Source organism: Faecalibacterium sp. (genome assembly GCF_052358865.1).
GTDB lineage: Bacteria > Bacillota > Clostridia > Oscillospirales > Ruminococcaceae > Faecalibacterium > Faecalibacterium butyricigenerans.
Map to the genome: position 1 here is coordinate 26,951 of NZ_DAWCVJ010000001.1, position 23,631 is coordinate 50,581.

General features: G+C 61.8%; 19 protein-coding genes. 6 read left to right on the forward strand and 13 right to left on the reverse strand.

Annotated elements, in window-relative coordinates:
• The first annotated feature begins 170 nt into the window (after positions 1-170).
• Complete coding sequence (locus ACT8X9_RS00115; RefSeq protein ID WP_227620915.1) at positions 171-959, forward strand: DUF975 family protein; 789 nt, start codon at positions 171-173, stop codon at positions 957-959.
• 173 nt (positions 960-1,132) lie between these two features.
• Here the strand turns inward: ACT8X9_RS00115 and ACT8X9_RS00120 are convergent, their stop codons facing one another.
• From ACT8X9_RS00120 to ACT8X9_RS00155, 8 genes are all read right to left on the reverse strand, one after another.
• Positions 1,133-3,451: a glycosyl hydrolase family 28 protein gene (locus ACT8X9_RS00120; RefSeq protein WP_444267706.1), complete on the reverse strand. Its 2,319-nt coding sequence runs from the start codon at positions 3,449-3,451 to the stop codon at positions 1,133-1,135.
• A gap of 303 nt (positions 3,452-3,754) precedes the next feature.
• Complete coding sequence (locus tag ACT8X9_RS00125; RefSeq protein ID WP_444267707.1) at positions 3,755-4,753, reverse strand: TPM domain-containing protein; 999 nt, start codon at positions 4,751-4,753, stop codon at positions 3,755-3,757.
• The gene (locus ACT8X9_RS00130; protein ID WP_444267708.1) at positions 4,750-5,505 is read right to left on the reverse strand and encodes a LemA; all 756 of its coding nucleotides are present in this window, start codon (positions 5,503-5,505) and stop codon (positions 4,750-4,752) included. The genes ACT8X9_RS00125 and ACT8X9_RS00130 overlap by 4 nt, the downstream gene beginning before the upstream one ends.
• Position 5,506: 1 nt before the next feature.
• On the reverse strand, positions 5,507-6,658 hold the full coding sequence (locus tag ACT8X9_RS00135) for a toxic anion resistance protein (protein WP_444267709.1): 1,152 nt from the start codon (positions 6,656-6,658) through the stop codon (positions 5,507-5,509).
• Positions 6,659-6,834: 176 nt separating this feature from the next.
• Positions 6,835-7,461: a 5-bromo-4-chloroindolyl phosphate hydrolysis family protein gene (locus ACT8X9_RS00140; protein WP_444267710.1), complete on the reverse strand. Its 627-nt coding sequence runs from the start codon at positions 7,459-7,461 to the stop codon at positions 6,835-6,837.
• A 93-nt stretch (positions 7,462-7,554) separates the two neighbouring features.
• Positions 7,555-8,052 (reverse strand): DNA-deoxyinosine glycosylase, encoded by a 498-nt coding sequence (locus ACT8X9_RS00145; RefSeq protein WP_444267711.1) that lies wholly within the window; start codon positions 8,050-8,052, stop codon positions 7,555-7,557.
• Positions 8,049-8,927, reverse strand: coding sequence for an HAD family hydrolase (locus ACT8X9_RS00150; RefSeq protein ID WP_444267712.1), 879 nt, complete (start codon positions 8,925-8,927; stop codon positions 8,049-8,051). Before ACT8X9_RS00150 ends, ACT8X9_RS00145 begins: the two co-directional genes overlap by 4 nt.
• A gap of 339 nt (positions 8,928-9,266) precedes the next feature.
• Positions 9,267-10,154: a putative manganese transporter gene (locus ACT8X9_RS00155; protein ID WP_444267713.1), complete on the reverse strand. Its 888-nt coding sequence runs from the start codon at positions 10,152-10,154 to the stop codon at positions 9,267-9,269.
• Between the two features lie 575 nt (positions 10,155-10,729).
• Here ACT8X9_RS00155 and ACT8X9_RS00160 point away from each other — a divergent pair.
• Positions 10,730-12,019: an O-acetylhomoserine aminocarboxypropyltransferase/cysteine synthase family protein gene (locus ACT8X9_RS00160; RefSeq protein ID WP_444267714.1), complete on the forward strand. Its 1,290-nt coding sequence runs from the start codon at positions 10,730-10,732 to the stop codon at positions 12,017-12,019.
• A gap of 238 nt (positions 12,020-12,257) precedes the next feature.
• Here the strand turns inward: ACT8X9_RS00160 and ACT8X9_RS00165 are convergent, their stop codons facing one another.
• Positions 12,258-13,643 (reverse strand): TrpB-like pyridoxal phosphate-dependent enzyme, encoded by a 1,386-nt coding sequence (locus ACT8X9_RS00165; protein WP_444267715.1) that lies wholly within the window; start codon positions 13,641-13,643, stop codon positions 12,258-12,260.
• A 738-nt stretch (positions 13,644-14,381) separates the two neighbouring features.
• On the opposite strand from ACT8X9_RS00165, the gene ACT8X9_RS00170 reads away from it, so the two are divergent.
• The 4 genes from ACT8X9_RS00170 to ACT8X9_RS00185 all read left to right on the forward strand — a co-directional run bounded on the left by ACT8X9_RS00170 (position 14,382) and on the right by ACT8X9_RS00185 (position 18,502).
• A complete protein-coding gene (locus tag ACT8X9_RS00170; RefSeq protein WP_444267716.1) occupies positions 14,382-15,317 on the forward strand; it encodes a ribonuclease Z in 936 nt (311 codons plus the stop codon).
• Positions 15,314-16,543, forward strand: coding sequence for a CCA tRNA nucleotidyltransferase (locus tag ACT8X9_RS00175; RefSeq protein ID WP_444267717.1), 1,230 nt, complete (start codon positions 15,314-15,316; stop codon positions 16,541-16,543). The genes ACT8X9_RS00170 and ACT8X9_RS00175 overlap by 4 nt, the downstream gene beginning before the upstream one ends.
• 67 nt (positions 16,544-16,610) lie before the next feature.
• Positions 16,611-17,720: a tRNA 2-thiouridine(34) synthase MnmA gene (gene mnmA / locus ACT8X9_RS00180; protein WP_444267718.1), complete on the forward strand. Its 1,110-nt coding sequence runs from the start codon at positions 16,611-16,613 to the stop codon at positions 17,718-17,720.
• An 11-nt stretch (positions 17,721-17,731) separates the two neighbouring features.
• Positions 17,732-18,502, forward strand: coding sequence for a tRNA threonylcarbamoyladenosine dehydratase (locus ACT8X9_RS00185; protein ID WP_227620929.1), 771 nt, complete (start codon positions 17,732-17,734; stop codon positions 18,500-18,502).
• Positions 18,503-18,775: 273 nt separating this feature from the next.
• Here the strand turns inward: ACT8X9_RS00185 and ACT8X9_RS00190 are convergent, their stop codons facing one another.
• The 4 genes from ACT8X9_RS00190 to ACT8X9_RS00205 form a co-directional block, all read right to left on the reverse strand.
• Positions 18,776-19,798: a lysylphosphatidylglycerol synthase domain-containing protein gene (locus ACT8X9_RS00190; protein ID WP_444267719.1), complete on the reverse strand. Its 1,023-nt coding sequence runs from the start codon at positions 19,796-19,798 to the stop codon at positions 18,776-18,778.
• 100 nt (positions 19,799-19,898) lie between these two features.
• Complete coding sequence (locus ACT8X9_RS00195) at positions 19,899-21,521, reverse strand: glycosyltransferase (RefSeq protein WP_444267720.1); 1,623 nt, start codon at positions 21,519-21,521, stop codon at positions 19,899-19,901.
• Between the two features lie 13 nt (positions 21,522-21,534).
• A complete protein-coding gene (locus ACT8X9_RS00200; RefSeq protein ID WP_249234137.1) occupies positions 21,535-22,356 on the reverse strand; it encodes a hypothetical protein in 822 nt (273 codons plus the stop codon).
• Between the two features lie 112 nt (positions 22,357-22,468).
• The gene (locus ACT8X9_RS00205; RefSeq protein ID WP_444267721.1) at positions 22,469-23,602 is read right to left on the reverse strand and encodes an acyltransferase family protein; all 1,134 of its coding nucleotides are present in this window, start codon (positions 23,600-23,602) and stop codon (positions 22,469-22,471) included.
• Positions 23,603-23,631: the final 29 nt, after the last annotated feature.

The window sequence follows — 23,631 nt, forward strand, 5'->3', positions numbered from 1 at the left end:
ACGTATCTATAGCAATTCAACTTTTTAATGCAACAGCAACAGCGTTGAATTGCATATCGCAAATATGCTGTTTTCATGTTGCACTAATTTCTTGCCTTGCGATAAATTAAAGTGGCATATCATCTCCCTTTTCTCACATCCTTGCCGTTTTCAGACAGGAGGTTGCTTTTATGAAAGTATCTGCCGACTATCGTATGCTCGCTCTCGATGCCCTGCGTGGAAAATGGAAAACTGCTGTTCTGACAGGCATTGCTGCCAGTGCGCTCGGTGCTACCATTTCGAGCAGTTCCAACAGCATCGCATCCAATTCCAAGCAGGGAACGGACATCCATTTTGAACTGTTCTCCCAGCCCAACGGCGGTCGGCTGCTTGCTGTTCTGCTTGCCGGCATTGGCCTGTGGGCGATCCTCCAACTGATCGTGGGCGGTGCAGTTCAGCTGGGATATGCTCGTTTTAATCTGAACCTTGTGGATGGAAAAGATGCGGCCTTCTCGGATCTGTTCTCGCAGAAAGACCGTCTGTGGGATGGCTTCTGCATGAAGATCCTGCAGGGACTGTACATCGTCCTCTGGTCGCTGCTGTTGGTGATTCCGGGAATCGTGAAAATATACAGCTATGCGATGACACCTTACATCATGGCCGAGCATCCTTCGCTGACCGCAAATGAAGCAATCACAGAATCCCGGCGGATCATGGGCGGCAACAAATGGCGGCTGTTTTGTCTGGATCTCAGCTTCATTGGCTGGGAGCTGCTCTGTGCGCTGCCGCTGTATGCCGGCTATTTCCTATTTCTAAACAATTTCTCCGGTTCGGAAGCGATGGCAATTTCCATTGTTCTTCTGCTGGCAATTCCATTGAGCATTGGCTTTTTCTTCGTGCGCCCCTATGAGGAAGCTGCATGGGCCACGTTCTACCGCGATATTACCGCAGCACCTACCGAACCGGATGAAGCATATTGATTTTTAGAACACCAATTTATGCTGAGAAAGCAAGAAAAAGGGGCTGTTGCACCGGGTTTTATCCTTGTGCAGCAGCCCCTTTTTGTGCGTCGTTTCAGCAGGGATACAAAACTCCCCGCCGGGAGCACGCGGGATGCTTCCGGCGGGGAGGAGTTAGGAGGAGGCTGGAAAAATTATTTGTTGGAGAAGTCGGAGATGCGCTCCACGATGCGGATCAGATCTTCCAGAGTGGTCTTTTCCTTGGGCAGGTAGCTGTTGCCGGTCTTGGCGGTGACAAAGCCGAAGTAGGCGCTGGCACCCACGTTGTCCTCGTACACGGATTCGATCTGGCTGGCGTCGTCGAACTTCGGCTGAGTGCCCAGCGTCTCGTTGTAAGGCACGCCGCAGGACAGCAGAGCGATGTGGCCCATCTCGTCGCGGTCGATGGTGGCATCGGGCAGGAAAGCGGTGCGCTTTGCACCTTCAGAGCTGGTGACACCGGCGTTGTACAGAGTGCCCTGTGCGATGGCGCTGGTGGGGTCCTTCAGCTCGATCATGCCGGCCTCGACCACAGCGGCGATGACGCCGTAATCCGGGTCGCTTGCGGGGACGTCGGAGATCGTGACCGGTGCAGACGGGGCGGTCAGATTCCACAGCTTGCCCAGCATCTTGGCGCATTCGCGCTTGGTGATGGGGCGGTTCAGGTCGAGTGCGTCGTTCTCGTCGATGTAACCCTTGGAGGCAGCGCGCAGCAGCTCAGCATCATTGGTGGTGCCGGCGATCTCGGCGCTCCGCAGCACCTTGTAGGGGATGCTGGCGTCCTGATTGCCGCTCCGGTCGGTGGAGACGAACTTGATGTACTTTCCGGCCAGATAAGAGGGAACCGCATAGCTGCGGCGGATGCGGAAGAAATGATAATCGCCGTCGGCGCTGTCCGAGATCAGCCACTTGCTGCTCAGGTCGGTATCTTCGCCGCCCAGCAGGGTGGAGCTGCCCTCAATGCGCTGGCCCGGGACAGGAACGCCGAGGATCTTGGTCTCCACGGGACGGGGGTAGGTCTTGCCGTTGATGGTCACGTTCTCCATGACGGGGTCTTCCCAGTTCAGAGCGCGGATGTCGGTGCCGACGTTGGAGATGTTCACATTGCGGAACACCAGACCGGTGATGGGAACTTCCTCAAAGGCTTCCATGAAGATGCCGTACTCGCCGCCGCTGCTGGTCAGGTTCTCGATGGTGATGTTCTTGAACTGAGGCAGATAATCACCATCACGGCCTACATCGTACAGCATGGTGGCGTGGACGACGGCGTTGCCGACGGATTTGACCTTGGAGTTGCGCAGATAGATGTTCTCCACAGCGCCGCCGCGCTCTGCATTGGTCTTGAAGCGCAGGGCATAGTTCAGAGTGGGGCTGTCGAAGGTGTTGTTGTCTGCGAACAGGTTCTTGATGCCGCCGCTCATCTCGCTGCCGCAGGCGATGCCGCCGTGGCCGTCTGCGAAGGTGTTGTTGCGGATGATGAGGTTCTGAGTGGGATGACCGGCTTCGCCCAGCTCACGGCCATCGCGGTTGCGGCCGGCCTTGACGGCGATGCAGTCGTCACCGGTGTTGAAGAAGCAGTTCTCGATCAGGACGTAGTTGCAGTTTTCGGGGTCACAGCCGTCGTTGTTGTAGCCGTGGGTGTCGATGGTGACGCCGCGGGCGGTAAAGTTGGTGCAGAGGACGGGGTTCAGCTCCCACATGGGAGAGTTGGCGATGGTGACGCCCTCGATCAGGACGTTGGTGCACTCGATGGGCTGGTAGAAGTTGGGACGCAGATAGTGGCCTTCGCCGAAGATACGCTCCTCTGCGGGGGTGCCGTTGTCGGTCATCTTGCGCAGCAGCTTGACGTCGTTGTTGCCGGGCTTGGTGATGGTGCCGTCCGGGTTGACGGTACGGGACCAGTTCCACCAGTTGTTCTTGTCGGCCTGACCATCGAGGGTGCCCTTGCCGGTCAGAGCGATGTTCTCCTGCTGATAGGCGTAGATCAGCGGGCTCCAGTTGTACAGCTTGGAGCCTTCGTAGTGGGCGAACACCAGCGGGTAGTTGGCCGGGGTGATGTCCCGGGTGAAGCGCAGGATGGTGTCCTTGCTTTCCAGATGCAGGTTGACGTTGCTCTTGAGGGTGATGGCGCCGACGTCATACACACCGGAAGGGATGACGACCGTGCCGCCGCCGTGGGCGCTGGTCTCGTCGATGGCGCGCTGGATGGCTGCGGTGTCCAGTTTACCGTCGTTGGGGACGGCGCCGTAGTCCAGAACATTGACCGTGTAGGCAGGGAATACGGGGTCAGAAATGTGGGTCAGGATCTCTTCGGCCATGTCCCAAGACAGGTCGTTGGAGTTGGTAGCAGCAGGAGTGACCTTGCGCAGGCAATTCTCGTCTGCGGCTGCTGCATGAGGCAGGCTGGAAAGGAGCAGTGCGGCAGAGGTCGCACCGGCAGAGGTGAGAAACTGACGGCGAGTGATTTTTTTCATGATACAATACTCCTTACACTTCGTGCGGGTTGAAGGACGCATCCCTTCGCAGGTAGTGCGCTCCGTAAGATGGCTAAAGTATAGTAAAGATTTTACAAAATTTCAACAGCAGATGAAAAATGTCCTAGTTTTTTAAAGAAAGTATTGAAATATATCAGTTATCTTGCATAAGTTTCTGAAGGGCATGATTTTGAGAGGATGGAAGGGCGGAGGAGGAAAAGGCAAAAAATAACACCAGCGCGGCAGATGTGATACGAGATCGCATCTGCCGCGCTGGTGGTTCGCTCTAGGGTCAAAAAATGTTCAGCGTCCGCGTCCTGCGCCGCCGCCGTGGCTGCTGCCGCCGCCCATGCCGCCAAAGCTGCCGCCGCTGCGGCCAGCTCCGCCGAAACCGGAGCCGCCGCCCATACCGCCAAAGCCTCCGAAACCGCCTCCACGGGGAGGCCGAGGCCCGCGCGGGCCTCTCGGGCCGCGGGGACCGCCGTAGAAACCGCCGCCGGGGCCGAAGCCATCGTAAGGGCCGCGCGGAGGACGGGGGCCTCTGCGCCGCCGTGCGCCGAACCAGCCGAAGGGACCCCAGTACCAGCCAAAGGAGTGGCCGAGGGGGGTGATGAAGACAAAGAAGAGGGCGATGGTCACGATGATATAAGCCAGCAGCTCAAAAAGCCCTCCGATGATGTTTCCCAAAGAGGCGTGTGCCGGATGGCTGGGGTTCGGGACTGCACTTCCGTCGGGAGAAATGGTGGCACCGTTCAGGCTGACGCCATAGACCTCCGCAATGGTGTTTGCCACATTGGTGGCGCAGGTGAGGACGGCGGCGTCGTACTTCTTGGAGGCGAAGTCGTCCTCCATCGTCTGCACGAGGGTGCTTGCCTGATCGGCCAGCATGGTGCTGCGGAAGCCGTCGCCATAGGTCAGGTAGTAGTCGCCGTCGGCGTACTGGGCCGACTGCATCACCAGCAGGATGAGCACGCCGTTGTTCTTGCTGGCGCTGCCGATGCCCCAAGCGTTGAAGGCCGCTGTGGCGTAGTCCTCGGTGGTGGCGCTGCCGGTGTAATCCACGGTCAGCACGCCGATCTGTGCACCGTCACAGCTGGCCGAGAGCTGTGCGTTGATGGTCTCAAGCTCGGTGGTGGTGCTGTCGCTCAGGACACCGGCGTCGTCCACGACGCACTTGTCCTTCGGCAGGCTGGGCAGCTGGATGGCGGCAGCAGAAGCTGCCGGGGCCAGCGCCGTGAGGCCCACCACGACAACAAGGAACAGGGCCGCCATCCGGCGGGAGAGCGTTTTCATCGTCTTCATGCGAAAAGTTCCACCTCCTGTACGCCGAACAGCCTGCCCAGCAAATTGGCCGGGAAGCCGCCGACGTCGCTTTGATAGCTCTGGACTGCGTCATTATAATGCAGGTTGCTGAGGATGGTCTGGGCGCTGTTGAACTGGCTGTACTGCCCCTGCACCGCGCCCATCTTCATGGGGTCTGCGGCCTGCTCCTGCAGTTTCGCGTAGAGCTGGCCGATGGCTGTGCCCAGCGCCTCGTTCGACTGGTAGAGCATATGCATCCTGCCGCCGGTATAGACGCTCAGAGAGTCCGGTGCGTGGGTTTTGCCGTCGGACTGCACCGCCCCGAGGCAGGCGGAAAAGGAGTCCAGCGCGGCCTGAGCCGTCTGCACCTCGGCGCTGTCAGCGCCCAGCGTATTGGACGCCGTGGTGATGATGTTGGCGGCCGTGTTGAGCCGTGTGGTCAATTCCTCATTCAGGGTATAGCCGCTGTCTGCGGCCACGCCGGTGGAGAACCAGCCCTTGGCCGCAGCGTACTTGGACCGGACCTTCGCTCCGCCAAAGCCGACAAAGCATCCCAGCATCACCACGATGCTCAGGAGGACGGCCACAGCCTGCCTGCCCAGCGCGGCGGGCAGGGCCTTTTCAAGACCGGCCAGCTTCTGCTGGAGGGGTGTCAGCCGCACTTCCTCCTCGGCGGGCTTTGCGGCACGGTAGCTGGAAGCGTCAAAGCCGCCGGTCGTATTCGGTTGTCTGGAAAAATCTGCGTTTGCCATTTCAGCTCCGGATCTCCATCATCTTCTGTTTCAGCTCATCTTCGATGCGGGTCAGCTCCTGCTCGGCGGCGGCACGCTTTGTGCGGCCCTCGCGCTGGATCTTGTTCAGCTCGTCCAGCGTCTCGATGAGGCTCTTGTTGGTCTGCTGCAGGGTCTCGATGTCCACCACGCCGCGCTGGGACTCCTTGGCCGTCTCGATGGTGCCCATCTTGAGGGCGTCGGCGTTCTTCTTCAGCAGCTCGTTGGTCATGTCGGTGACGGCGCGCTCGGCCTGCATGGCCTGCTGGCTGTGTGCCAGACCCAGCGCCAGCACCATCTGGTTCTTCCACAGGGGGATGGTGTTGACGATGGTGGACTGGATCTTTTCGGCCATCATGGAGTTGTTGTTCTGCAGGAGCCGGATCTGGGGACCCATTTGTAAGCTGATGGTGCGGGTCAGCTCGAGGTCATAGAGCTTTTTCTCGAACCGCTCGCACTGGTCGGCGAGGTCGCGGGCTTTCTGCGCATCCTCGGGCTGGCCGGAGGCCTTGGCTTTATCCATGGCCTGCTGCAGCTCGTTTGCGCGGAAATCGGCCAGCTTTTTCTTGCCGGCGAGGATATACATACTCAGCTCTTTGAAGTAGGCCATGTTCAGATCGTACATCTTATCCAGCATGGCGATGTCCTTGAGCAGCTGCACCTGATGCTTCTCGAGGGCAGACTGGATGGTCTCGACATTCGTCTCGGCCTTGTTGTACTTGGTCTTCATGCTGTCGAGCTGACTGCCCTTTTTCTTGAAGAAGCCGAGGATGCCTTTTTCCTCCTCGGCGGCGTCGAAGCTCTTCAGCTCGCCGATGAGGTCGGTGATCATGCCGCCCACCTCGCCGAGATCTTTGGTGGACACCTTAGAAAGGGCCGCCTCCGAGAAGTCGCCGATCTTCTTCTGGCAGGCAGAGCCGTACTGGAGCACCTGCTGGCTGTTGGTGATGTCGATCTTCTGGGCGAAGGAGTCCACCATCGCCTGTTCCTCGGGGGTCAGCCTGACCTGCTGCTCGGGCGCGGGGGCCTCGGCAGGCTCCGGCTGCTTTTCCTCCGCAGGGGCGTCCACCGGGTCGAGGGTCAGGGTGGGGACTGCGGGTGCGTCGAGATCGAAATTGAACGTGTTGTCAGCCATGGGGGATTCCTTCCTTTCCAAATCGATACACGGCCTTGCCCTCTCCGTCAATGCTTCGCATTGCCACCTCTCCCAGAGGGAGAGGCTTTCCGAGGAGCCGGTAAACTATCAGTTTTCACCAAAGGCTCTCCCTTTGGGAGAGCTGGCGCGTCAGCGCCTGAGAGGGCAAGCCAGCCTCAACTCAGCCCTTGTCCTTTAAGCATATTCTGCAATACTGTCAGGTCTGCCGAGAGATCCATGCTCTCGGCGGCATACAGCGCATCCAGCTGGTTCTCGAATGCGGTGGCGATGGAGGCCGCGTTGTGCTCCACCTCCGACCGGATGGCGGCGGCGTTTTCGCCCCGCACGCCCTGACGGGCGAGTCTGGCGTACTGCTCGAGGATATTCACCGCGTCGGGCAGGTAGTAGTTCGCAAAGCGGCGCACCTGCTTGGCCTTGGCGGGGCTGGCCTCCACCGTCTCCACGATGGAGCGGCCCGCCTTTTCCATCCGGGTCATGGCGGCGGAAAGCTCCGGGTCGGGCAGAGCCTCGTTCAGTGCGTGGAGTGCGTCCAGCTTCTGCTGGATGTCGGCCAGCATCTCGTCCACATCGCCGCTGCCGGTGTGGAAGGGCACTTCGTGCTCCACCACCCGGGGCGGGCAGACTTTCTGGGCCGCACCAAAGGCCGCGCCAGCGCAGCCCAGCGCCACCAGCAGTGCCCACAGCTTATAGACTGGCAGCACGGCACACAGCACCGCGAACACCAGCGCCGCCGCATACCACGGCAGGACGCTGGGTTTTGTGGTGCGGATCACTTTGCTCATGGGGGGTCTCCTTTCCCGAAGGGGCCGGCTGCCCCTTGTACTCTTCCATAATAAATCCTTTTCTCCATAAAACGCAAGCGTTTCATGAATAATTTACAGGTTCGAAACGGTTATATAATCTTTGAGGGCCGCGCCCCAGACCTCCCGCAGCTTTTCGGGGCGGCAGGCGGCGTTGGCGGGGCTGGTACTGGGCAGCTTGACTGCCGGGATGCCGGACGCCGGCAGCAGATACTTTGTATAGATGCGGTGGGCCGTGGCCCCGTTGCAGAACACCGCCTCGATGGGCGCTTTGGCCAAGAGAGAGGCAATGTCGTTGGGCACGACGTCCCGGATGGAGGCGTCCGACGCGCCGGTGATGGTGCAGCTTTCCAGCGTGTCCCAGAGGGCGAGGCCGTGGCGGAGGATGAGGCCCTTTTTGGCCTCGATGTCCTCCCGGGCGGGGACAGGCTCGCCGGTGAGGGCGGCCATCATGGGCCAGAAGCGGTTCTGTGGGTGGCCGTAATAGAAGGCCATCTCCCGGCTTTTGGGGCTGGGCCATGTGCCGAGGATGAGGGCGCGGCTGCTCTCGGAATAGACCGGTGCGAAGCTCATCGTTCCATCGTCTCCCACGCAGAGCCGAGGTCGCGGCTGGACGGCTCCGCCCTCGGGCCGTCGAACCACAGCTCTTCGATGAGGGCAGAAAGACCGTCCTCCCGCACGTCGCCGATGATGCGGTCGGCGGCGGCTTTGGCGTCGTCGGTGCCGTTGGACATACAGCAGCCGAGGCCGGCGGCCTTCAGCATCTCCACGTCATTGGTGGAGTCGCCCGCCGCCACGGCCTCGGCGAGGGAGAGGCTCATCTTCTCGCAGAGGTCTGCGAGGCCCGCGCCCTTGTCGATCCCGCCCCGCACGATGTCATAGAAGTGGGAGCCGTCGGGCAGCTGGCCGCCCGTCTGCATGAAGTGAAGGCCGAGGTGGCCGTACTTTTCGTGGAACCGCTCCAGCGCCCCCTCGGGGAAGAGGCAGAACGCCGCGTGGGGCATATCGATGAGGTGGCGGTCCTGGTCTTCGCCGTCCACACAGTCCAGCCCGACGCTGTTCATCTGGGTGTAGCAGCTGCGGAGCGTCTCATACTCGCAGTAAGCATAGTATGCGTCCCGGAAATTGAATTGCAGCGGGTAGTTGTAATCCTCGCAGAAATCCACCAGCGCGTACATCTCCTCGTTGGTCATGGGATGCTCGGCGACGATGGTGCCGTTTCGGTCCACGACGCAGGCACCGTTGCAGGTGATGGCGTAGTCGAACCGGATGCCGCCCAGCTGGCCTTTCCGGTTGATGGCAGACCACGCCCGGCCGGTGCTCAGCACGAACTTTCCCCCGGAGGTCTGAAGCTTCTTCACGGCCTTGACCACCGCCGGGCGGGGCTGGCTCTCACCGAAGGGGACGAGGGTGTTGTCATAATCGCTTGCGAGGATCTTATACTGCATGGTGTTCTCCTTACTATACTTCTGTATGAGCTGAGTATATCACAAAATGGGGGATTTGTCTCAAGAATATGCTGTTAAAAGCCTCTCCCTTTGGGAGCAACAGCTCTGACCGCCGCCAGTGGCGGAAACAGGAAAGAGCTGTTGGGGCCGCGGCCAGCAAGACGCAAGTGCCTTTCAGAGCACGAAGCGGATGCTGGGTGCCGCAACCCGGGCTGTGGCAATGCGAAGCAAAGACAGAGAGGGCAAGGCTGTGAAGAGAAAGGCTCTTTTTCACGATAAAAGAAAACATCCGCACTCCCCCGTTCAGAGAAGAAATGCGGATGCTGAAAAATAGAAAGCTCAGACGATAAACGCGACCACGATCTGGATGCCCACGCCCACAGCTGCGCCGCAGGCCCACATCAGACCGGTGATGAAGAGGTTCTGTTTCCACGAGGGGTTCGCCCGCCACAGCACAGCGAGGCCCACGCCTGCGCCGGTGCACAGACCGGCCACGAGGCTCGAGAAGCGGAGCGCACCCTCGACATAGAGCTGGGTCAGAAGGACACTGGCGGCGCAGTTGGGTACGAGACCCACCAGCGCGGCCATCACCGGCTGGAAGAAGCCCATCCGGCCCAGCACGGCGGCAAAGACATCCTCGCCCACGCCCTCGACGATGAGGCCAAACACAAGGCTGAACGCGAAGATAAAGACGAAGATCTCGAGAGTGTGGCGGAGCGCGGCCTTCCAGATGGGCTGGGGCTGGCCCTGCTCATCGCTGTGCTCCTCGTGGCAGTCCACCTCATCGGCGTGGCCGGTGTAGCCGCCCCGCAGGCTGCGGGGCAGGGCCTTGCGGAGGACGAAGTCCAGCATAAAGCCCACAAAGATGGCGTAGACGACCTTAATGACCATCAGCAGAGCCAGCTTGTCCCAGTAGGCGGGCATGGACACCAGCAGGGGGATGGCCTCGTCGCTGGTAGCAAGATAGACGGCCATCAGCGTGCCCAGCGTGATGACGCGGGAGGCGTAGAAGTTGGATGCGATGGCCGAGAAGCCGCACTGGGGCACGCAGCCCAGAACGGCCCCCGGGACAGCGCCCCAGCGTCCGCCGCCGGCCAGCAGGGCCTCGATGCGCTCGCCGTGGCGGGTCTCCACATATTCAATAAAGAGATAGGCTAAAAACAGGAAGGGGAGCATCTTGGCGGTGTCCACCAGAGACTCGGCCAGTACATCCAGAAAAAGTTCCATCGTGATACCTCGTGATTGATGATAAAGTATAAGGAAGGTGTGTTCCGCCGAAAATTTGCTTCAGTTGCCTAAATTGCAACCTGATTGCATTTTAGGCGCAGGAAAGAGTATACACGCATTCTGGGTGAAATGCAAGACCAAAATGCAATCTTTTTGCATTTTTCGCAAAAGAATGACTTCTTAAAACTTTTTGAAAGGGAATCGGATAAAACCTATTGACAATGTGGGTATAGGAAGATATAATGCAAGCAACAAAACCACACGCCTTGTAGGTTGAGTGAGGATTCAGAAAGGAGGGTACTCAAATGACGCTGATTTGGAAAAATCTTCTGTACGCCAACTTCCGCTGTGGGCGAATGTACAGCGCCCGGGCTGAGAAAGAAACTCTGAGCCAAAGCTGTACGGTGCCCTCTATGCCGCGAATGCGCGAGCGAATGTGACGCCCAAGACAGACAAAAGGTTCTGAGTGGAGAACGATTTCTTTGCCCGGCAGACGAAAGGTGAGAACTCCCACGCTGCCGGGTATTTTTGTGAGCAAAATAATACTTTGAGTACAAATATAGAGGGAAAATACTATGTCTGATTATAAGTTTGAGACTCTGCAGCTCCATGTTGGTCAGGAGCAGGCCGACCCCGCCACCGATTCCCGCGCCGTTCCCATCTACCAGACCACCTCCTACGTCTTCCGCAACAGCCAGCACGCCGCTGACCGCTTCGGTCTGGCCGACGCCGGAAACATCTATGGCCGTCTGACCAACTCCACGCAGGACGTGTTCGAGAAGCGCATCGCGGCGCTCGAGGGCGGCGTCGCTGCTCTGGCCACCGCTTCCGGCGCGGCGGCCATCACCTACACCATCGAGGCGCTGGCGCAGGCCGGCGACCACATCGTGGCCCAGAAGACCATCTACGGCGGCAGCTACAACCTGCTGGAGCACACCCTGACCCAGTTCGGCGTCACCACCACCTTTGTGGACGCACATGACCTGAAAGAGGTCGAGAATGCGATCCAGCCCAACACCAAGGCCGTCTACCTCGAGACTCTGGGCAACCCCAACAGTGACATCCCCGACATCGACGCCATCGCGGCCATCGCCCACAAGCACGGCCTGCCGCTGGTCATTGATAACACCTTCGGCACCCCGTACCTCATCCGTCCCATCGAGCACGGCGCGGACATCGTCGTCCACTCGGCCACCAAGTTCATCGGCGGCCACGGCACCACGCTGGGCGGCATCATCGTGGACAGCGGCAAGTTTGACTGGAAGGCCAGCGGCAAGTACGGCAACATCGCTGCCCCCAACCCCAGCTACCACGGCGTGTCCTTTGCGGACGCCGCCGGCCCTGCCGCCTTTGTTACCTACATCCGCGCCATCCTGCTGCGTGATACCGGCGCTACCATCTCTCCCTTCAACGCCTTCCTGCTGCTGCAGGGCACCGAGACCCTGAGCCTGCGCATCGAGCGCCATGTGGAGAACACCAAGAAGGTCGTGGAATTCCTTGCCAACCATCCGCAGGTCGAGAAGGTCAACCACCCCTCGCTGCCGGATCACCCCGACCACGCCCTGTATGAGAAGTATTTCCCCAACGGCGGCGCTTCCATCTTCACCTTCAACATCAAGGGCGGCCGTGAGGAAGCCTTCAAGTTCATCGACAACCTGAAGATCTTCTCCCTGCTGGCAAACGTGGCGGACGTCAAGAGCCTCGTCATCCACCCGGCCTCCACTACCCACAGCCAGCTGACCGACGCGGAGCTGGCCGAGCAGCAGATCTACCAGAACACCATCCGTCTGTCCATCGGCACCGAGCATATCGACGACATCATCGCCGACCTCGAGGCAGGCTTCGCAGCCGTCCGCGGCGAATAACTCCGGCGTTCCTTCCGTCCCCCGGAAGCAAGCCCCCTGAAAACGCTATTTTCTCCTCCATTCTCCTGAATTGCATAATAGAAGCGGCCAGCCGCCCTGTGTCTTGCAGGGCGGCTGGCTTGCTGTTTGCGGAATGACCGTCTGGCTCAGTGTGCAGGCAGTCATTCCGTTTTATATAAAACCACCCCCGCACAGCTTGCGCCGCGCGGGGGTGTGAGGGGAGAGGATGTTTCAGGAATTATTCGTTGCCGGGGAAGTGGGGGATGCCGTCAAAGCCCTTCTGTAGGTCGGCGTCGGTGGGGATGCAGTCGGTCATCTTGCCGTCGTGGAACTTCTCGTAGGCCACCATGTCGAAGTAGCCGGTGCCGGTAAGGCCGAAGACGATAGTTTTTGCCTCGCCCGTCTCCTTGCACTTGAGAGCTTCGTCGATGGCGACGCGGATGGCGTGGCTGCTCTCCGGGGCGGGCAGGATGCCCTCGATGCGGGCAAACTGCTCTGCTGCCTCAAAGACGCTGGTCTGCTCCACGCTGGTGGCCTCCATCAGGCCGTCGTGGTAGAGCTGGCTGAGGATGCTGCTCATGCCGTGGTAGCGCAGGCCGCCCGCGTGGTTGGGGCTGGGGATGAAGCCGGAGCCGAGGGTGTACATCTTGGCCAGCGGGCAGACCATGCCGGTATCGCAGAAGTCGTAGACAAATTTGCCGCGGGTGAAGCTGGGACAGCTGGCCGGCTCGACGGCGATGAAGCGGTAGTCGGCCTCGCCCCGCAGCTTCTCGCCCATGAAGGGGCTGATGAGGCCGCCGAGGTTGCTGCCGCCGCCGGCGCAGCCGATGATGATGTCAGGCTTGACGCCCAGCTTGTCGAGGGCGGTCTTGGTCTCGAGGCCGATGACGCTCTGGTGGAGCAGTACCTGATTCAGTACACTGCCCAGCACATAGCGGTAGCCGGGGGTGGAGGTGGCGACTTCCACGGCCTCGCTGATGGCACAGCCGAGACTGCCGGTGGTGTCGGGGTGCTTGGCAAGGATCTTGCGGCCCACATTGGTGGTCATGCTGGGGCTGGGAGTGACCGATGCGCCGTAGGTGCGCATGACCTCGCGGCGGAAGGGTTTCTGCTCATAGCTCACCTTGACCATGTAGACCTTGCAGTCCAGCCCGAAGTAGCTGCAGGCCATGGAGAGGGCGGTACCCCACTGGCCCGCGCCCGTTTCGGTGGTCACGCCCTTGAGGCCCTGTTTCTTGGCGTAGTAAGCCTGCGCGATGGCGCTGTTCAGCTTGTGGCTGCCGCTGGTGTTGTTGCCTTCGAATTTATAGTAGATCTTCGCCGGGGTGCCGAGGGCCTCTTCCAGTCGGTAGGCGCGGCACAGAGGACTCGGACGGTACATCCGGTAGTATTCCCGGATCTCGTCCGGGATGGGGATGTAGGCCGTGGTGTCGTCCAGTTCCTGCTGTACCAGCTCATCGCAGAAAACGCCGTCCAGCTCCTTGGCCGTCATGGGCTTGAGGGTGCCGGGGTTCAGCAGGGGAGCGGGCTTGTTTTTCATATCGGCCCGCACATTGTACCATGCGGTGGGCAGCTCCGATTCTTCCAGATAAAACTTGTACGGGATGTTCGCTTCGGTCTTCATAAGGCTTGTCCTTTCCGGGCCGGATGCACATGCCGGCCCTTGCTTGCGGGACAAGAGGGAAAAATAAAAACCGCTCCTGTCCCAAAACACATTGCGTGAATTGGGACAAGAGCGGATAAAATACTCCTGCGGTGCCACCCAATCTTGACAGGAATGACCCTGCCCACTCGTGATATGCCAACACATACCGGCTTTGTTCACGGAGGCGCTCTCCGTCGCCCCTACTGCGCATAAAAATGCGGTTCGGTTTGCCCTCAAAAGCCCATTCTCATCCGCGCCCACACTGCCCGGTCTCAGCTGCCCCGGTGCTCTCTGTACTGGTGAGTTTTGCGGTGGTACTTATGCTTTCTCACTGGTTTGGTGGGATTTTATCACCTCACGAAAGTGAAGTCAATACCTTTTCTGAAAAAATTTTGAGAGGCGGAAAGCGAAGTCGTACTACTACCTGAAACCTGTGCGAGGGGGATGAACACCAGCCGCCCCGGGGGGCTGTACACCACTCCGGGAGAGCAGCTGTAGAGCAGAAAGAGGGCCGCCGCGGCTGCTGCCAGAAGGAGCAGAAGCCCCCGATGGTGGAACGATAGAACACGATGCCCGGGCCGCTGACGCCGCATACAAGACCCCTCCCTTTCTCGTTTGGCCCATCCTATGCCCGCTGGAGCGGCGGTGTGCGATTGTGCCGGGACGAAGAGTGTGGTACACTATAGCCATCAAGATTTTTGTGATACGGAGAGACTTATGCTGACCATTACACTGCTGGGCACGGCGGCCACCATGCCCCTGCCCGACCGCGCACTTACGGCGGCGGTGGCCGAATGCGGGGGGCACAGCCTTTTGCTCGACTGCGGCGAGGGCACCCAGACCGCCGCCCGCCGGGCCGGGGTCAACCTGATGAAGCTGGACGCCATCTGCCTGACCCACTACCACGGCGACCACATCTTCGGCCTGCCGGGGCTTCTGCAGACGCTGGGCTGTCAGGGCCGTACCCGCCCGCTGGCGCTGTATGGCCCGAAAGGCCTCGGCGAGGTCTGGGCCGCGCTGCGGGTGCTGACCGGGCCGCTGCCCTATCCGGTCTGCCCCGAGGTGCTGGACGCCCCGGCGGCGCTCCGGGAGCGCTTCGGCGGCTGGCCGCAGGGGGCAAAGCTGACGCCTGTCCCTACCCGCCACCGGGTCACGAGTCAGGGCTACCGACTCGATCTGCCCCGGGCCGGGCGCTTTTCGCCCGAGAAGGCCCGGGCGCTGGGGGTGCCGGTGCAGCAGTGGAAGACGCTTCAGCAGGGCCAGAGCGTCGTACTGGCCGACGGCAGCAGAGCAGCACCGGAATCGGTCCTCGGCCCGGCCCGGCAGGGTCTGAGCTTCCTCTTTTCGGGGGACACGGCTCCCTGCGCCGCACTGGAACAGGCCGCAGCGGGGGTGGACCTTCTGCTCTGCGACGCCACCTACGCCCTGCCCGAACAGGCCGCACAGGCGAAGCAGTACGGCCACAGCACCTTCGGCCAGAGCGCGGCCCTCGCTGCAAAGGCCGGTGCAAAACGGCTCTGGCTCGTCCACTATTCACCCATGATCACCGACCCGGAAGAGGAGCTTGCGCAGGCCCAGAGCCTCTTCCCGGCGGCGGAGTGCGGCTTCGACGGCAAGAGCATTGCGCTTCAGTATGAGGAGGAAGGCGAATGAACATCGTTCTGGAACCCGGTGCCGCCGCCCTTCTGGATGAGCTGCACCGGGCAGGCTTTGGGGCCTACGCCGTGGGCGGCTGTGTCCGGGACAGCCTGCTGGGCCTTGCGCCCCACGACTGGGACCTCTGCACTGCTGCCCGCCCCGGGCAGGTGATGGAGCTGTTCGGAGAAGACCGGTGCATCCCCACCGGCCTGCAGCACGGCACCGTCACCGTCAAGCGGGATGGAAAGCTGTATGAGATCACCACCTTTCGCACCGAGGGCCGCTATTCCGATGGCCGCCACCCCGACAGCGTGGCCTTTGTGCCCGACCTCCGGGAGGATCTGGCCCGGCGGGACTTCACCATCAACGCGATGGCCTACAGCGCCGAGGAGGGCTTGTGTGACCCCTTCGGCGGGCGGGAAGACCTTGCCCGGGGCGTGGTGCGGGCGGTCGGTGAGCCGCTGCGCCGCTTTGGGGAGGACGCCCTGCGCATCCTGCGGCTCTACCGCTTTGCGGCCCGGTTCGGCTTTGCCATCGACGAAGCCACCGAGGCGGCGGCAAAGCAGCTGGCCTCCCACCTCGACTGTGTATCGGCAGAGCGCATCGAGGAGGAGCTGAACAAGCTTCTGGCCGCACCACAGCCGGGGGCATACCTTGAGCCGGAGGTGCTGGCCTTCGTCCTGCCCGAGCTGCTGCCGGAGGAACTGACAAAAGCCCGGAGGCGGATCGATGCCCTTCCGGCGGGGACGGAGCAGGTGTCTGCCCGCTGGGCGGCGCTGCTGCTGCCGCTGGGTGAGACGGGGGCGAGGAAAGCGCTCAAACGCCTGAAGTGCTCGAACGCCAGGATAGACGGAGCGGCGGCGCTGGTGCGTGAGTGTGGAGAGAAAACTCCCGACACCCCGGATAAGTGTGATCTGTGCCTGCAAGCCAAACGTCTGCTGGGAAGATATGACCTCCATACCGTGCGGCAGCTGACGGCCCTCTGGACGGCCCTTGCGCCGGAAGAAAAAGCGTCGTTCGATGCCCTGCGGGCCGAGGCCGAAGCGCTGACGGCGCAGGGGGTCTGCTGCCGCATCTCCCAGCTGGCCGTGAATGGCCGCGACCTGATGGCGGCGGGCGCTGCGCCCGGGCCGGGCCTGCGGCGGGTGCTGGAAGCGCTGCTGGAGGAGGTCATCACGGGCCGTCTGCCCAACGAGAAGACGGAGCTTCTGGCCTTCGCGGCCGGATTTTCTGCGTCTTGACAAGAGAAAGAAGCTGCGGTAGTATATATCTACTGTTTTAGTGTGTTATAACAAAAAGAGGAACAGAATGACAGAGACACAGAACACTTCCTGCCGCCCCGGTGCCCTCATCGCCATGAGCGGCGGTGTGGATAGCTCGGTGGCAGCATGGCTCATGCAGCGGGACGGCTTCGACTGCACCGGCATCACCATGCGCCTCACCCGCAACGAGGCCGTGGACACCGAGGGGCTGCACACCTGCTGCTCCGAGCGGGACATCGAGGACGCCGCCGAGGTGGCCTATGCGATGGACATCCCCTACGAGGTGCTGGACTTCACCGCCGATTTTCAGGAAAAGATCATCGACAAGTTCATCCGGGTCTACGAGGCCGGCGGCACGCCCAACCCCTGCATCGACTGCAACAAGTATATGAAGTTCGACCACCTGCTCCGCTGGGCCGAGGCCCACGGGCTGGACTATGTGGTCACGGGCCACTACGCCCGGGTGGAGCAGGACGAGGCCACCGGCCGCTGGCTGCTGAAAAAGGGGCTGGACGAGGGCAAGGACCAGAGCTATGTGCTCTACAACCTCACGCAGGCGCAGCTGGCTCACGTCCGTCTGCCGCTGGGCGGGCTGCACAAGAGCGAGGTGCGCGCCATCGCCGAGGAGCAGGGATTCGTCAACGCCCGCAAGCATGACAGTCAGGACATCTGCTTCGTGCCCGATGGCGACTACGCCCGCTTCATGGAGGACTTCACCGGCAAACACTATCCGGCGGGCGATTTCCTCGACGTCAGCGGAAAAAAGGTGGGTACCCACAGCGGCGCGGTGCGGTACACCATCGGCCAGCGGAAGGGGCTGGGCCTTGCCATGGGCGCGCCGGTCTACGTCTGCGCCAAGGATATGCAGGCCAACACCGTCACCGTCGGCCCGGAGGCGGAGCTGTTCGATACCATCGTCTACGCCGACGAGGTGAACTGGATCGCCATCCCGGAGCTGACCGGGCCGCTGCGGGTGACGGCCCGCACCCGCTACCATCAGGTCGAGCAGCCCGCCACCGTCTACCCGGCGGGGCCGGACGGCTTCCGGCTGGAATTTGACCAGCCCCAGCGCGCCCCCACCCCCGGGCAGGCCGTTGTGCTGTATCAGGGGGATATCGTCCTCGGCGGAGGGACGATCATGAGAGTGGAAAAGTAAGGAGAAACAATATGCAAGACCAGTATTCCCGCACCCAGATGCTGCTGGGCGCGGAGGCAATGACCAAGCTGCACAACTCCCGTGTGGCCGTATTCGGCGTGGGCGGCGTGGGCGGCTATACCGTGGAGGCGCTGGCCCGCAGCGGCGTGGGTGCCCTCGACCTCATCGACGACGACAAGGTCTGTCTGACCAACCTGAACCGCCAGATCATCGCCACCCGCAAGACTGTGGGCAAATATAAAGTGGATGTGGCGGAAGAGCGGGTCCACGACATCGACCCCGACATCAAGGTCACGACCTACAAGACCTTCTTCGGCCCCGAGACGCAGGACAGCTTCGACTTCACCCAGTTCGACTACGTTGTGGACGCAATCGACACCGTCACCGGCAAGCTCGCGCTGGTCATGAAGTGCAAGGAGGCCGGTGTGCCCATCATCTGCTCCATGGGTGCAGGCAACAAGATGGACCCCACCCGCTTCGAGGTCACGGACATCTACAAGACCTCCGTCTGTCCGCTGGCCAAGGTCATGCGCACCGAGTGCCGCAAGCGGCGCATCAAGCACCTGAAGGTCGTCTACTCCAAAGAGCCTGCCATGACCCCCATCGAGGACGATTCCATCAGCTGCAAGCAACACTGCATCTGCCCTCCGGGCACCCAGCGCAAGTGTACCATCCGCCGCTCCGTCCCCGGCTCCAACGCCTTTGTGCCGTCGGTCGCGGGCCTCATCATCGGCGGCGAGGTCGTGAAGGACCTCGTGGGCTTCGTCCCTCTGAAGGGCTGATATTTGATAAAATAACAAAACGGCAGGTGCGTTGCACCTGCCGTTTTCTTTGTTATGGGATGATCTTTACTGCTCAGGAGCAGCGAATGCGATGGGGGTAGCGCCTGCGGCTGCGTCCACGCTCTTCAGGGAGATGGGAGTGGTCTCGTAGTGCAGGGTCTCGAAGCTCTGGGTGCTGCCGTCCTCATTTTGTTGAAAAAATCAAGAAATTTATGCGCAGAATGCACAATAAGGTGATAACTGTTGCTAAAATGAAATAAAACCTTCACACCGTCAGCTGCGGTTCAGCCTCCGCTGCGCCAGCCCGAAGCCGACGGCGCTGGCTGCGAAGGTGGCGTAATAGCTGGCCAGCCGGTAGAACATCAGCAGGCTCATGGACGCAGCATCGGGGAGGAAGCTGCCGTACACCAGCAGAAAGGCCGTCTCCACCGACCCCATGCCCGCCACGTTGGGCAGAGCGTTGGAGACGAAGAGGGTCAGCGCGGCGAGGAGCTGCACCTGCCAGAAGCGCAGCCCGGCGTCCAGCCCCATGAAGCGAAGCCCCATCCACGGCAGGCAGAAGAGCAGAAAGAGTTTGAGCAGATGGACGCCCAGAATGGCGGCGCAGCGGGCTTTGTCCGCCAGCAGGTGGCGGCTCTCGGTGCTCAGGGTGTCCAGCTGCCGGAGCCAGTCGGCCCGGCGCTCGGCCCAGCGGCCTGTGTCGGGCAGGAAATGCAGCAGCCACCGGGCCAGACGCTGCACCACCGGCAGGGCGCAGAGGGCGATCAGCCCCACGATGACCCCCGCTACCACGGCGTAGGCTGCGGGCAGATACCGCAGCACGCCGTCCGAGTGGGCCGCCAGCCAAGGGCGGCCTGCCAGAAGCAGCAGGGTGGTGTAAAGCAGAACGGCCGTTTTGTGAAAGACATATTGCAGGGTCATGAGGCCTACGCCCGGGCCGACGTCCAGACCCCGGCGGTGGAGATACCACGTCTGGAAGGGGACAGACCCCGCGCCGAGGCCCACTACATTGCCGAAGGTGCCCATCCATGCGTTGTCGATGCCGTGGCGCAGAGAGAACCGGGGCAGGCGGCTGCGGACGATGAGCCAGCTGACGACGCCCTCCAGCAGCGGATAGCTCAGGCCCACGGCCAGCGCCAGAAACCCCTGCCAGAAGGTGAGCTGGCCCAGTGCAGCGGAGATCTCGGCCCAGTGCTCCCGGAAAATGAACACCACGATGCCGGTCAGCAGGGCCAGAACGCCCAGCGAGAGCAGGGTCTTCCGGCGGGAAGGGGCGGGGGAGGCGGACGAACTCATGGGGGAAACTCCTTTCAACAAAAACGGACTGGGATAAACTCTGGGAAGAGTATACCACAGTCCGGAGGTGCATTTGTGAAGAGATGCCAAATTTTTTGCCTCAATTTTGGCAGAGTGATAAAGTGGATTCGCCGGTAAGCTCCCGGACCGCCTGCTTCAGGCCGTCGGCAAAGGCCTGCTTCGAGTAGTGGCGTTCATACAGGTCGCGGCAGGCCTGCCGCATGGCGGCCAGTTTTTCCGGGTGGTCGATGGCCCATGCCAGACGCTCCGCCAGTTTTTCGGGGTCGTCGTCCTCGTAGACGAAGCCGTCCACCCCCTCGGTGATGAGTCCGGCGGTGCCGGTGTGCTCCGACACGATGGCGGGCTTGCCGAAGATGAGGCCCTCGGTGACGAAGGTGGGCATGGGGTCGTCGCGGGAGGCGCAGACGAGGCAGGTGCACTGAGCCATCAGGCTCTTGATCTCGTCCCGGGTCAACCGCTTGACGTAGAAGACGTTGTCGGGGCAGTCCGCCGTCAGGCTGCGCACGGCGTCCATCATCTCCGGCTCGGCGGCCTTGCCCACAAAGAGGAAGGAGGCTTTTTTCATCGTCTCCGGCGGCAGCAGCCGGATGGCCTTGCAGAAGATGTCCTGCCCCTTCCGGTTCTCGAATGAGCCGACGGTGGCGAAAAGGGGACGCCCGCCCGCATAGCTCAGGTCATAGTGGGCGAATTTCTCGGAGGCATAGTCCGGCAGGCCGTAGATGAGAGGCCGGATGTTGAACTCCGGCCGCACCGAGTGCATGGCGTTGGCAGCGTGGCTGCCGACGGAATAGACCCGGATGTTCTCTCCCAGCTCTTTGGGGATCTGGTGGGCGATATGGGGGTAGCCCGCGAAGGCGTCGTGGAGCCACCAGAGCACCGGCACCCGTGCCCCGCTCAAGGCACGGACAGCCCGGGCCTCGACGACAGTGTTGGCGAGGACGAAGTCGGCGCAGAGGGCCAGCCCCCATAGCAGGGGAGACTGGACGCAGCCGCGCCGGGTGATGACGACAGCCCCGGCCTCAAGGAAGAGCGGCATCGAGCCGCTGTCCTCCGGGCCGAGGACGACCACCTCGTAGCCCATGCTGCGCAGCACCGGCACGGCGCTCACCAGCACGATGGGCGCGCCGGTCATGTCCAGCAGGTGGCTCATGATGAACACCCGCTTCCCCTTCATCGACCAGACATCCTCGGCACAGATGTCCCGCTCGTAGTGGGCCAGCGCCAGCGGGAGACAGACGTGGTTCCGGTTGAGCTTTGCCGCCAGCATCAGCAGCTCGGCGGGGTTCCCGGGGTCACGGGCCTCGGCCAGACAGCGCAGCAGCAGCTCCCGGGAGACGAGGGCGCAGCCGGGGCAGGCCGCAAAGCTGGGGCTGTGGTAGAGGGCGGTGGCGCCTGCATAGCCGAAGACGGCGTCACTGGTGACGTAGTCTGCGCCGCTGCGCAGCGCATCCGCAAAGCAGGACAGGGCCGTGGGCATTAGGCTCAGGTCTTCTTTCGCCAGCAGCACGCCGCGGGCGCTGCCCAGACTCCCGCTGGAAAGGTCCTCCGCTAGCAGGAACTTGCGGTGGAGCTGGTCGCGCAGGGAGGCTTCCAGGGAGGCCCTCCGCCCCGGTGCGTAGACGGCGAGAAAGACGTCCTGTGTATCAAGATATTCCTGCTTGGCGAGCTGTGCCCGCTGCAGGGTGGTATAACGGCTGTACATCCCGGTCCTCCTCTCAGCTGCCACGATGGAACAGGCTCACCAGACGGCGGAGGGGCAGCGTGAGCTTCCAGCTGCTGGACGAAAGGACATTTTCCAGCGAGTTTTCGTAGGCACGGCTCCGGGCGGTCAGCTCGGCGTTGGCCTGATGCAGCTCGGAGATGTTCTTCTGCAAGGCGTCGATGGTCTGCTTCTGGTCGGAAGAGGTCTTTTCCAACTGGTCCAGATGCTTCTGCTCACAGACGCGGGTCTTCTGGAAATACTGCACGCCCTCCAGCACTGCGGCGAAGAGCGGGTCGCCTGCCAGCGCCTCCAGCGGGAAATAGCCGTAGCTCACGCCCAGCTTCATCCCGGCGGGGAAGCGGTTCATCCCTTCCAGCATGAGGTTGGGGTCGTCGTTCAGGAAAAGGATGCCGTCGCCGTGGAGCGGTACGCCGTTCACCGGGCGGCAGAGGATGCGGTCATCCGAAAAGACGAAATTGGTGATGCAGCAGGGCAGCTCGCCCGGGTCGAAGCGGAGATTGACGGCGGCCTCGGGCAGCTCGAAGGTGGCCGTCACCATCCCGTTCATCTCGTCGTATTCGTAGTCCGGGGCTTTGACGGTGTCCCTCTGGGAGAAGCCGAAGCCGGCATCGAAGTAGAGCAGCGGCTGCACCAGCGCAGGTGAGTCGGCCTGCATCTCTTTCTGGGGGTGGGTGGCGTAGAAGGTCTGCAGCTGCTTTTCCAGCTCAAGGCAGCGCTGGGCCAGCCGCGAGGTACCCTCATCCGCAAGCCTGAGCTGCTGTTCCAGATCCGCAATGCGGCTGCGCAGAGCCGCTTCAGGAGTATCGTTCATCATTACCGGGGCCTCCTCAAATTTATCGCAAGGCGTACAACCCTCGCTGCAAGCCCATGCATCGAACTAATATAGTCTGCCCTGAAAAAGGGCCGGATACCAAAGCGCTGTATCTTTAGTGTTTTGCCGCATAATGACGGCTCTTGTCCCGCCGCCGGGGCTTGTCCGCAGTCTTGCCGCCCCGAAGCTTCCGGCCCAGCTCTTTCCGCCGCATCAGAAGCTCGGTGATGGCGAAGATGGACGCCAGCGAGAGCACGAACTGCAATAGCATCCCCTGCACCGGACGGTCGGCGTATTTCGCCGCCATCAGATACCACGGGATAGCCGTCAGCTCCACAGTGTGGATGCAGAAGATGAAGAGCGAGCGCCGCCCCACCCACTCGATGGCGTGGGAGATGGGGCCGTCCACCCGGCGCTGCAATTTCAGGAAGAGCCGGATGATGCCGTAGCCCACTGCGCCGTCCAGAAAGATGCTCACAGGCCCCATCGTCCACTCGCCCAGCGAGACGCAGTCGGTGCTCTGGGTCAGCAGGACGCCTGCCACGACGCCCAGCGCCGCCGCGATCAGCCCGGCTCTGGCCCGGCCGGAAAGGGGCGTCTCAAACAGGCGGCGCTTCTTGGCCAGATAGCCGATGTAGAGGTAGGGCAGCGATACCATGCCCTGCGCGATGCAGAAGGGGGCCTCCCACACCAGCGTGATGCCCCAGCCCAGCAGGGTGACGCCGATGACGGCCGGGGTTATGTACCGCTCGGGGAAGATGTCGAGAAGGACATCGAGAAGGATCCACGCCAGCATCAGGGCCACCAGATACCACATCGGCCCACAGGAGAAGAACTCCTGCCCGAAGTAAGAGGCCGTGTGGGGCAGCCCCAGCAGGAAGCCGCCCAGCACCTTGCCCGACTGGGTGATGGCGTTGGGCCACGAGCCGAAGGCCGCGTGGTGGATGAGGCAGTGGAGCACGGTGGTGGCCGCTGCCGTATAAAGGTAAGGCTTGAGCAGGGTCTTGACCTGCTGCTCGATGCATTTGTGGATGGAGCGCTTGCGGAAGCCGTAGCCGCTGGCGATGAAGAAGGCGGCCATCAGCGCTTCGCGGTAGGCGAAGAGTGCAAAGGCGAAGGGGGTGACGTCGTCGGTGCCGAGGGGGTAAAGCTCTGCCGTGTGGGCAAAGACGATGGCCAGCATTCCGATGCCTTTCAGCAGGTCGAACATGCCAAGGCTGCTTACGGTGCGGGGCTTGGTGCCTTCCATAAAGGGGATCCTCCTTGTAGTGCGCCGCC

Coding starts and splice junctions, on each gene's coding strand:
- ACT8X9_RS00115 (WP_227620915.1), top strand. CDS start 171: ATGAAAGTATCTGCCGACTATCGTATGCTCGCTCTCGATGCCCTGCGT.
- ACT8X9_RS00120 (WP_444267706.1), bottom strand. CDS start 3,451: ATGAAAAAAATCACTCGCCGTCAGTTTCTCACCTCTGCCGGTGCGACC.
- ACT8X9_RS00125 (WP_444267707.1), bottom strand. CDS start 4,753: ATGAAGACGATGAAAACGCTCTCCCGCCGGATGGCGGCCCTGTTCCTT.
- ACT8X9_RS00130 (WP_444267708.1), bottom strand. CDS start 5,505: ATGGCAAACGCAGATTTTTCCAGACAACCGAATACGACCGGCGGCTTT.
- ACT8X9_RS00135 (WP_444267709.1), bottom strand. CDS start 6,658: ATGGCTGACAACACGTTCAATTTCGATCTCGACGCACCCGCAGTCCCC.
- ACT8X9_RS00140 (WP_444267710.1), bottom strand. CDS start 7,461: ATGAGCAAAGTGATCCGCACCACAAAACCCAGCGTCCTGCCGTGGTAT.
- ACT8X9_RS00145 (WP_444267711.1), bottom strand. CDS start 8,052: ATGAGCTTCGCACCGGTCTATTCCGAGAGCAGCCGCGCCCTCATCCTC.
- ACT8X9_RS00150 (WP_444267712.1), bottom strand. CDS start 8,927: ATGCAGTATAAGATCCTCGCAAGCGATTATGACAACACCCTCGTCCCC.
- ACT8X9_RS00155 (WP_444267713.1), bottom strand. CDS start 10,154: ATGGAACTTTTTCTGGATGTACTGGCCGAGTCTCTGGTGGACACCGCC.
- ACT8X9_RS00160 (WP_444267714.1), top strand. CDS start 10,730: ATGTCTGATTATAAGTTTGAGACTCTGCAGCTCCATGTTGGTCAGGAG.
- ACT8X9_RS00165 (WP_444267715.1), bottom strand. CDS start 13,643: ATGAAGACCGAAGCGAACATCCCGTACAAGTTTTATCTGGAAGAATCG.
- ACT8X9_RS00170 (WP_444267716.1), top strand. CDS start 14,382: ATGCTGACCATTACACTGCTGGGCACGGCGGCCACCATGCCCCTGCCC.
- ACT8X9_RS00175 (WP_444267717.1), top strand. CDS start 15,314: ATGAACATCGTTCTGGAACCCGGTGCCGCCGCCCTTCTGGATGAGCTG.
- mnmA (WP_444267718.1), top strand. CDS start 16,611: ATGACAGAGACACAGAACACTTCCTGCCGCCCCGGTGCCCTCATCGCC.
- ACT8X9_RS00185 (WP_227620929.1), top strand. CDS start 17,732: ATGCAAGACCAGTATTCCCGCACCCAGATGCTGCTGGGCGCGGAGGCA.
- ACT8X9_RS00190 (WP_444267719.1), bottom strand. CDS start 19,798: ATGAGTTCGTCCGCCTCCCCCGCCCCTTCCCGCCGGAAGACCCTGCTC.
- ACT8X9_RS00195 (WP_444267720.1), bottom strand. CDS start 21,521: ATGTACAGCCGTTATACCACCCTGCAGCGGGCACAGCTCGCCAAGCAG.
- ACT8X9_RS00200 (WP_249234137.1), bottom strand. CDS start 22,356: ATGATGAACGATACTCCTGAAGCGGCTCTGCGCAGCCGCATTGCGGAT.
- ACT8X9_RS00205 (WP_444267721.1), bottom strand. CDS start 23,602: ATGGAAGGCACCAAGCCCCGCACCGTAAGCAGCCTTGGCATGTTCGAC.